This is a genomic window from bacterium, assembly GCA_040754625.1.
GTDB lineage: Bacteria > JACRDZ01 > JAQUKH01 > JAQUKH01 > JAQUKH01 > JAQUKH01.
The window spans coordinates 1-7,420 of the sequence record JBFMCF010000029.1; the positions used below are offsets into that span (position 1 = coordinate 1).

The window sequence follows — 7,420 nt, forward strand, 5'->3', positions numbered from 1 at the left end:
TATTCACTTGAAATGCCCTTTTTTTTGGTTGTTATGTTTTTGGTCAAAATCATTTTAACCAATAGAATTGGGCATTTCAAGTCCTTTTTCGCTTTTATTTCAAAAAATTACGCTTGTGTAAGGACTAGTTGATTGCCATAATCTTTAATGGTCCGCGATGAGTAATTTTTTACCCTCATATTTTCCTGGAATTTTATTATTAAAAAATTAATGTTACTCATTTATAAATTCTTTCCTATATACCTTTTCTCTGCAAACCCTCGAAGCAGCGTTTATATCCTTTATTATCAAGGTGTTAACTGCTCCACGAAGTCGGCACGAAGTACCCTCGAAGTTTAATAAAACCTTTGGTTTTATTAAATCCTGAGCGAAGTCGAAGGATCTCTAAAGCGAAGCCGAATGATCTAATTTCTCAATGTCTTTAAGGCCAAGGATAAACTTTTCACCATCAGAACCCTGGCCGTCCCAGGCTAAAATATAGGTGAATCTTTTGCCTTGTTTGCCGCTTACCGGGATTAAATATTCCAGGTCTTCAAGCTCTGTGATGTGTGTCCTTATCTGGTATTCGCTCCATCTCGTCCATTCCCGGATGTCTCTGCGCGAGATAATACATTTTTCAGGTAAAAGGTTTTCTTCTTCGCGGATTTTATCCACCAGCTTTTTTATCTCTATTAACAATAGCCGGGACGGCGGCGACATTTCACTTAGGGAATGGCCGAGGATCTGATTCGCGATTTCGTTGGCGGCCTCGATATCTTTTAAATCGACTTCGATGTATTCGAAGGAGTCATCCCCCGCGTAACCGGTTTTAATCTCTTTTTGGTATTGCCTTAATAACGCGATTGTTTTTATCAGTGATAAATATTTTGGCTGTTCTCTTCGGGCCCTTAAAACAGCGTCCGTAAAACTTAATTGTTCCGAATATGGATTAACTACTTCTAAGGTCCTTAGCAGCCGCTGTATGCTATGATGTTTTGTCCGTATCTCCTCTTTTTCGCGTTTTAATATAATGCCTTTAATACTCTGGTTCTGTCTTTGCTTTTCTAAAATAAGCCTGGTCTGTTCTATTGATTCATCTATAGTTAAAATAATAAAACGGTTGTACGTTTCATAATCAAAGTTTTCATTGTAGGTGGTTGTAATCATAATCGCCGTCGGGCCTTTGACTGTGTATACGTCTGTTTTCAGCTTGCCGGTAACAGGGTCTTTTATGGTTGACGCTGTTCTTAGGCTCCGGGCGGACTGCAAATTCCTCAGTGAGTATCTCGCGCCGTTCGCGCCGTGTTCTTCTTCTATTGCCAGGAGTTTATGCACCAGGGATGTTTCTCCTTTGTAAAATAAGGCCTGGTCTGTAAGGCGGGTATATTTTTCGTAATCTTCTTCCGGGGTAAATGATAATATGGCGTCTTGCAACGCGGATTTGCCGGCGGCAGACCGCGACACGGTAAGTATGGCTAAAGGGTCGGATAACTTTCTTGACACTGCCGCGAGATATCCGAGCAGGACGTTGTTTTGTTCTCCTATGTATCCGTAGATTTTAAAATCGGCAACGATTTTATCTAATAAATCAGGCGCTTTTAAATATTCCAGGGCATTCTGCCTTTCCTGCTCTGTCATTACAGGCTTTTGCTCTTTATTTTCATTTTTTTCCAGCTTCTTTGCCTGGATATTTTCTAAACGCTCCACGATTAAAGACAGGTCGGCGTTGAGTATTGACGGTTCTAAGGATATAACTTTTCCGGCCTGCGCGATAAATATTTGTCTGTGTTTGGCGCTGTAAAGGTCCAGTGTGTCTAAATGATAGTTTTCCAAACTTGTAAGTTTTATGTTTACCTTTAACTGGTCCAGCCGGTTCCAGTTTAAGCCTCTGATACGATACGCGTGATCTTTAAAATTAAAAGTTATCTGGGTTTCATCTTCGGTAACCAGGGGATAATTTTCTTGCGCCTTATCCGCGGCGGGACTTGCGGCAGGCCTTGCTGCAAGCCCTGCCGTAGGCCCTGCCTCTTGGGCCTGAGCTGCAATAAGCCGGGTAAAGTCCTGTTGTGTGATTCCGGTTAAAAGATATTCGTTCGGGTCTTTGACCCCTTCGGGGAGTCTTATGGTTGCTGTCTTTATACCCAGCTCTTTTAATGTTATTGAGATTCTTTCGGCTGCTCTCTCCCCTGCTGTATCGTTATCCAGGCATAAAACTATTTCTTTGATTCTGTGTTTTTGAATTAATTCAAGATGGCCTCTGGTTAAGCCGTTAATGCCGTATAACGGAATAGTTTCTTTGATACCTAATTGATAAAGGGATAAACTGTCGATAATAGATTCCGTTAAATATATTTTATCCGCGCTTGCCAATACTTTTGAGTTAAATACTCCCCTGTGCTGTCCTGCCAAATAAAGATGGCTGTTTCTTTCTATGTTCCTGCCGTATAAACTTACAACGTTGCCATATTCATCTTCTATCGGGAAGATTACGCAATTGTAAAAGGCCTCGTTTCCTTTGGCATTTAATATGCCTGATGCTTTCAGGACTTCGATCATCGGGCCGTCGGGCGGCAGGGTTTTCTTTAAACTGCCGTTCGCGAAACCTAATTTAAAATCCATATAAATATTTTGATCCGTGATTTTCCTTTTAGCTAAATACTCTAAAGCCCGCCGGTCTTCTTTAAACGTTTCGTGATAAAAGTCCGTAACTCGTTTTAAAAGATCCGCGGGACTAAAATCAACAATCGGTTCTTGAGTCAGTTCCTGATCTTGATTCTTTTTATCCGTAAGGGCCAAAAGCTTGCGGTATGCTCCAAGCCACGATATCTTTTCGTATTTTGTCACGAATGATATAGTATTGCCCCCTGCTCCGCAGCCAAAACAGTGCCAGAGCCATTTATTTCCTTTTTGATTTACTTTCAGCGACGGGTTATAATCGTCGTGGAACGGGCATTTAAAACTGTAGGTGCCGTTCGGCGTACCGTTGGCTTTAGTTCCTTCAGGGATTCCATAGCTTTTGATAATCTCAGGCAGGTTTAATTCTTTTATTCTCCTTAACTGGTCAAAGGACATTTCCATATCTTTAATCTCCTCAAGGGCCATTCTTATACCCTGTCAAGAAAAAAATATAAAATTATTAAAATTTTTATCTTGATTTATCGGTTCATTGTATGATACGCTTATCGTATCGGATTGTCAAGCATAAAATTGGAGCGCGCAATGAAACTGGAATTTCGGCCTTATAATAGTTGGCATGATACGGCAAATAAGGAGAGCGTCATGCCAAAAAGAAAGATACTGTTAAAAGCAAAAGAACCTTTCGGGGAGAAATTAGCCCGGATCCGGCAGGCTGCCGGTTATTCCCAGAGAGACTTCGCCGCTGAGGTCGGAATATCTCAGAGAATGGTAGCCTACTACGAGAAAGAAACGGAATATCCGCCTACACATCTAATGCCTTTGTTCGCAAAAGCCCTGCATGTAACAGCAGATCAGCTGTTGGGGTTAGAGAAAGAAAAAGGCAGCGGCAAACACCGCGACAACAGGTTATTGAGACGGTTCGGCCAGGTGGAAAAACTCCCCGCGCCAATGCGTAAGCAGATCGTTCAAATCCTTGACGCGTTCCTGGAGAGAGAAAAACTGCTGGCAAATAAATGAAAAAATAAATTTTTCCTTGACAATGGTTAGCAAATATGCTAACTTACATATAAGAGGTGATGAGTGGCAATCCCTAAAAAAGAAGAATACATTTTCTACCAGGGAGAGAAGTTTCAAATAGAGTTTTATTTTAATGAGGCGGGGAAAATACCCGCTAAAGAGTATTTGGAAGAAGCGGCTTTGGATGTAAAAGTAAAGCTGGCCGCTCTGGTAAAATATATAGCGGAACATGGCAGTATCTTCGATATAACAAAATTCAGAGTAGTGGATACCAGGGATAAAATTTACGAGTTTAAGCCTTTACGATACCGTTTTTTTAATTTCTTTTACGAAGGCAGAAAAATAATTATTACTAACGGTTATATGAAAAAATCTCAAAAGGTGAGCAATAAAGATTTAGAAAGAGCAAGGGATATAAAAAAAGATTACACTTGCAGAGTAAAAGGAGGCAGTTATTATGGAAAAGAATAAAACATACATGGACAGGTTAATGGGCGATAAAGAGTTCCGGGAGAAGTTTGATCAGGAATATCAGAATCTTTGTATCGCGGAACAGATTGCCCGGGCGCGCCATCATGCGCGTTTAACTCAATCTGACCTGGCTAAACTGATAAATACTACTAAATCAGCTATTTCCCGTTACGAAAGCGCTGATTACGATAAATACGGGATTGCGCTATTATCCAGAATTGCCAAAGCCTGCGGGGCAGATTTAAAAATAATTTTTGTTACTTCCAAACGCAAGAAGAATGCTTCTCGTCTTGCTGCCGCATTATAGATAATGTTGTTTCTAAAAGCCCAAACTCTCCTCCCCATTTTAATAGCAGTTAATCCCTTAGAAATGAAGCTTTTGGGTCCGGCTTGTCCGTGTCAGGTAAGCGGGGAAACTGAAGCCTGTCCGCCGCGCCAGCCGCAAAAAAAACAGAGGGCCGGGGTGAATGCTTTTTTTAGACCCCTGAAGAGCTGGTTTTGCCACCCTTTTTAAATACAGCTACCTGACCTTATCGGGGTTTGCCAAGGAAAAAGGGGGTTTAAGGGGGGGGAAAACTGCGGCCAGGGGGCGGCGGTTGAGTGCGGCGGGCAGGCGGTGGAAACCTTACCGCGCCTTAACCGAAAGGAAGCAAGGAAAACGCGCCGGAGAATGATTGTACAACAGTTATTGAAGTTTTACATTACAATGTGGGCATAATATTTCTCCATGAGTTTTAAAAATAATTAATATTTTTCTTATGTCAACAGTATTTATTGTAAATAATAATTTATTACAATTTGGACATTTAATATCTTCTAAAGAATATATTTGGTAAAGATAAATAACTGCACAAGGAAAGAAAAAAAGGAAAATTATTCTATCTGGCAAATTCAAATAATCTATGACCATAGAAACAAATAAAAGTAAAAATATAATAAAAATAAATGATAAAATGATTTTTTTAAATTGCCTATTTAATTGGGGACGAATCTTATTTTTATATTCAAATTTATAATCTGCTTCTGGCATAAAATTCTTCTTTCTGTATTCTTTTTCTCCCTGCTTAATGTATTTAAATTTGGCTCTTCGTTTTTATTCCAAAATATTGTCGTCAAGTGGTATTGTAGGAGTAATTGGACTAGGAGAAACTCCTAACCCGATATTTAATGAAAAACTTGAAAAATCGTCAGCAAAAGTTACTCCTAAGTACTCTCCCATACCGACATTCCATTTAATGGGTGTTATTCTAATTTCGCCTTCAGAAGATACCTCATCGCTTGTCCATGTAATATGCCAGCCAGCTCCTATTGCTTCTAAAAAGGTAAAATCTGCACCTAATTTTGAAGGGTCATCTGTATCCCATCCAAAATCAAAACCTGCTATGCCATATGAAGATCCTATTGACCACTTTTCCCACCATGATTTCTTTTGTTTGCAAAAACCAAAAGAATCAATAAATCTAATTGGATTGTTGCCGCAATACGCATAAAAGTTCACCCCGCCGAGGAAGCCAATCGGATCCGGTTCTAAAAATCTCCCCACTTTCGAATCATAATATCTAGCCCTGTTTATCTATCATAGATCACTTTTCATAATCAATCCTTTTAACCCTTTATTGTTATATGTTTAGGTTAATATTCATACTATACTCTTTTTCTTCTAAAAATCAACTTTTTATTGTAAATTTTATTTGTAATTTCCCCCTGGGATGGTATTTCTGAATAGCGGCCTTTAAATCCTCCGGCGCTACGCGGGTATAAATCTCTGTGGTCGTTATGCGGGTATGCCCAAGCAGCATTTGGATCATTTTTAAATCACTGCCGTTTTGCAATAGATGCGTGGCGCATGAATGTCTCAGGCTGTGCGGTGTTATTTTTTTAGCCATACGCATTTTGCCTCGTTTCTATACTCGTAACAGAAATTATTTTCGTTCCATCATCAATTTCATAGAATAATCGATAGTCACCTATGCGGTATCGCCATGTGGGTGGAATAAAATTTTTTAGCTTCTTAATATTCAATCCGCAATATGGGTTTTCTTTAATCTGGGGATAAATATAATTTTCTATTTTTTTGTAGATCTTTTTTCCACGGCTACCCCCTATTTCTTCGAGATCTTTTAAGAATTGCTCTGTTTCAAAGATTTTATATTTATACAAATCTGCCTCGCTTTTTTCGAGCGTCTTCACTGCCTTTCCTCAATTTCCCCAATAGCTTCTCATCGCCTAATATTTCTGCCATTTCAAAATCGTCCGCTAATTCAATATCCTCAACATATTTAAGTGTCGCAGTCTCTATAAAATTCGATATTGACCTGTTTTCTAAACAAGCATGCCTTTTAAAACGATCCAAAAGCGATTCATCTATTCTTAATGTAACTGTTTTTGCCATTTTATTTCACCTCACTTTTAATGTTATGTATTGAATATAATATATTACAATTACTTACATTTGTCAATATTATAAATAACTATTTTCATAGAAAACAAACACCCCCCTGAAGAGCCAGTGCTCTGTTACATAAATTTCGATGAGATAGCAGAGGCTATTTTGGCCTGATTCAAGGCGCGAGAAGCAGTGCATACCCTCTGCGGTATGCATGCGACGAGCAACGCAGAAGCAGGGTAAAAGAGACCTGCCCTTTGGGAATGCCCATCTTTGGCCAATTTCTGCCTCACTCCTTCTTGATGTATCACTGCAGATACGCCTCTGCGTCGTCGTTTGTTGAAATTGTCTCAAATCTGGGTATTCTATCTCATCAAAATTTATGTGACAGAGCACCAGTTTCCCCCCTTTGTTCAATAAGGCCACCTGACCTTAACGGGGTTTGCCAAGGAAAAAGGGGGGTTAAGGGGGGAAAAAACTGCGGCCAGGGGGCGGGCGGCTGAGTGTGGCGGGCAGGCGGTGGAAACCTTACCGCGCCTTAACCGAAAGGAAACTAGGGAAACGCGCCAGAGAAAACCTGTAAGCAAAATTTAGCAGACTTTTTTGTGGGATCGTTTTTCTTTAGTGAAGGAATCGGAATCACAACAATTATTAATTATAGTAGAAAATAACGTCCCAGATACCGATAGATACCAGATATATTCATAAGTGAATTTATTGAAGTAATTTATCTGAAATATTTTTTAGTTTGTTAATTTGCCATTTTTCATACTCTTTATCTTTTAGTCTGATATCTTCATCAGAGTAATAATGATAAAGTTCATGCCATGCAAGATCTATCAATTTATCTAAATCCATTTTTTCATTAGGCCAACTATCAATATGGACTGCACCCCTAAAACTGTAATTATATGTTAGACTATTGATAGG

10 protein-coding genes are annotated in these 7,420 nt (G+C 39.4%); 3 read left to right on the forward strand and 7 right to left on the reverse strand.

Going from position 1 to position 7,420, the window contains the following annotated elements; translation table 11 throughout:
* Nucleotides 1-384 precede the first annotated feature (384 nt).
* Nucleotides 385-3,081, reverse strand: a complete 2,697-nt coding sequence (locus AB1498_02125) for a toprim domain-containing protein (GenBank protein MEW6087085.1) — start codon at nucleotides 3,079-3,081, stop codon at nucleotides 385-387.
* Nucleotides 3,082-3,258: 177 nt separating this feature from the next.
* On the opposite strand from AB1498_02125, the gene AB1498_02130 reads away from it, so the two are divergent.
* The 3 genes from AB1498_02130 (at nucleotide 3,259) to AB1498_02140 (ending at nucleotide 4,411) form a co-directional block, all read left to right on the forward strand.
* The gene (locus AB1498_02130; GenBank protein ID MEW6087086.1) at nucleotides 3,259-3,633 is read left to right on the forward strand and encodes a helix-turn-helix transcriptional regulator; all 375 of its coding nucleotides are present in this window, start codon (nucleotides 3,259-3,261) and stop codon (nucleotides 3,631-3,633) included.
* Between the two features lie 63 nt (nucleotides 3,634-3,696).
* The gene (locus tag AB1498_02135) at nucleotides 3,697-4,104 is read left to right on the forward strand and encodes a type II toxin-antitoxin system RelE/ParE family toxin (GenBank protein ID MEW6087087.1); all 408 of its coding nucleotides are present in this window, start codon (nucleotides 3,697-3,699) and stop codon (nucleotides 4,102-4,104) included.
* Complete coding sequence (locus AB1498_02140) at nucleotides 4,091-4,411, forward strand: helix-turn-helix transcriptional regulator (protein ID MEW6087088.1); 321 nt, start codon at nucleotides 4,091-4,093, stop codon at nucleotides 4,409-4,411. The genes AB1498_02135 and AB1498_02140 overlap by 14 nt, the downstream gene beginning before the upstream one ends.
* Before the next feature lie 378 nt (nucleotides 4,412-4,789).
* Here the strand turns inward: AB1498_02140 and AB1498_02145 are convergent, their stop codons facing one another.
* The 6 genes from AB1498_02145 to AB1498_02170 form a co-directional block, all read right to left on the reverse strand.
* Nucleotides 4,790-5,134 carry a hypothetical protein gene (locus AB1498_02145; protein MEW6087089.1) on the reverse strand — a complete coding sequence of 115 codons (345 nt, stop codon included), beginning with the start codon at nucleotides 5,132-5,134 and terminating at the stop codon, nucleotides 4,790-4,792.
* A 63-nt stretch (nucleotides 5,135-5,197) separates the two neighbouring features.
* Nucleotides 5,198-5,677 carry an RHS repeat-associated core domain-containing protein gene (locus AB1498_02150; GenBank protein MEW6087090.1) on the reverse strand — a complete coding sequence of 160 codons (480 nt, stop codon included), beginning with the start codon at nucleotides 5,675-5,677 and terminating at the stop codon, nucleotides 5,198-5,200.
* A 94-nt stretch (nucleotides 5,678-5,771) separates the two neighbouring features.
* Complete coding sequence (locus tag AB1498_02155; GenBank protein ID MEW6087091.1) at nucleotides 5,772-5,990, reverse strand: tyrosine-type recombinase/integrase; 219 nt, start codon at nucleotides 5,988-5,990, stop codon at nucleotides 5,772-5,774.
* A complete protein-coding gene (locus AB1498_02160; protein MEW6087092.1) occupies nucleotides 5,983-6,294 on the reverse strand; it encodes a type II toxin-antitoxin system RelE/ParE family toxin in 312 nt (103 codons plus the stop codon). The genes AB1498_02155 and AB1498_02160 overlap by 8 nt, the downstream gene beginning before the upstream one ends.
* Complete coding sequence (locus tag AB1498_02165) at nucleotides 6,257-6,496, reverse strand: ribbon-helix-helix protein, CopG family (GenBank protein ID MEW6087093.1); 240 nt, start codon at nucleotides 6,494-6,496, stop codon at nucleotides 6,257-6,259. Before AB1498_02165 ends, AB1498_02160 begins: the two co-directional genes overlap by 38 nt.
* A gap of 708 nt (nucleotides 6,497-7,204) precedes the next feature.
* On the reverse strand, nucleotides 7,205-7,420 hold a 216-nt coding region (locus tag AB1498_02170; protein ID MEW6087094.1), incomplete at its 5' end, for a hypothetical protein.

Bases quoted from the DNA above. Each gene is read 5' to 3' on its own strand.
- AB1498_02125 (MEW6087085.1), bottom strand. From the start codon at position 3,081: ATGGCCCTTGAGGAGATTAAAGATATGGAAATGTCCTTTGACCAGTTA.
- AB1498_02130 (MEW6087086.1), top strand. From the start codon at position 3,259: ATGCCAAAAAGAAAGATACTGTTAAAAGCAAAAGAACCTTTCGGGGAG.
- AB1498_02140 (MEW6087088.1), top strand. From the start codon at position 4,091: ATGGAAAAGAATAAAACATACATGGACAGGTTAATGGGCGATAAAGAG.
- AB1498_02145 (MEW6087089.1), bottom strand. From the start codon at position 5,134: ATGCCAGAAGCAGATTATAAATTTGAATATAAAAATAAGATTCGTCCC.
- AB1498_02155 (MEW6087091.1), bottom strand. From the start codon at position 5,990: ATGGCTAAAAAAATAACACCGCACAGCCTGAGACATTCATGCGCCACG.
- AB1498_02165 (MEW6087093.1), bottom strand. From the start codon at position 6,496: ATGGCAAAAACAGTTACATTAAGAATAGATGAATCGCTTTTGGATCGT.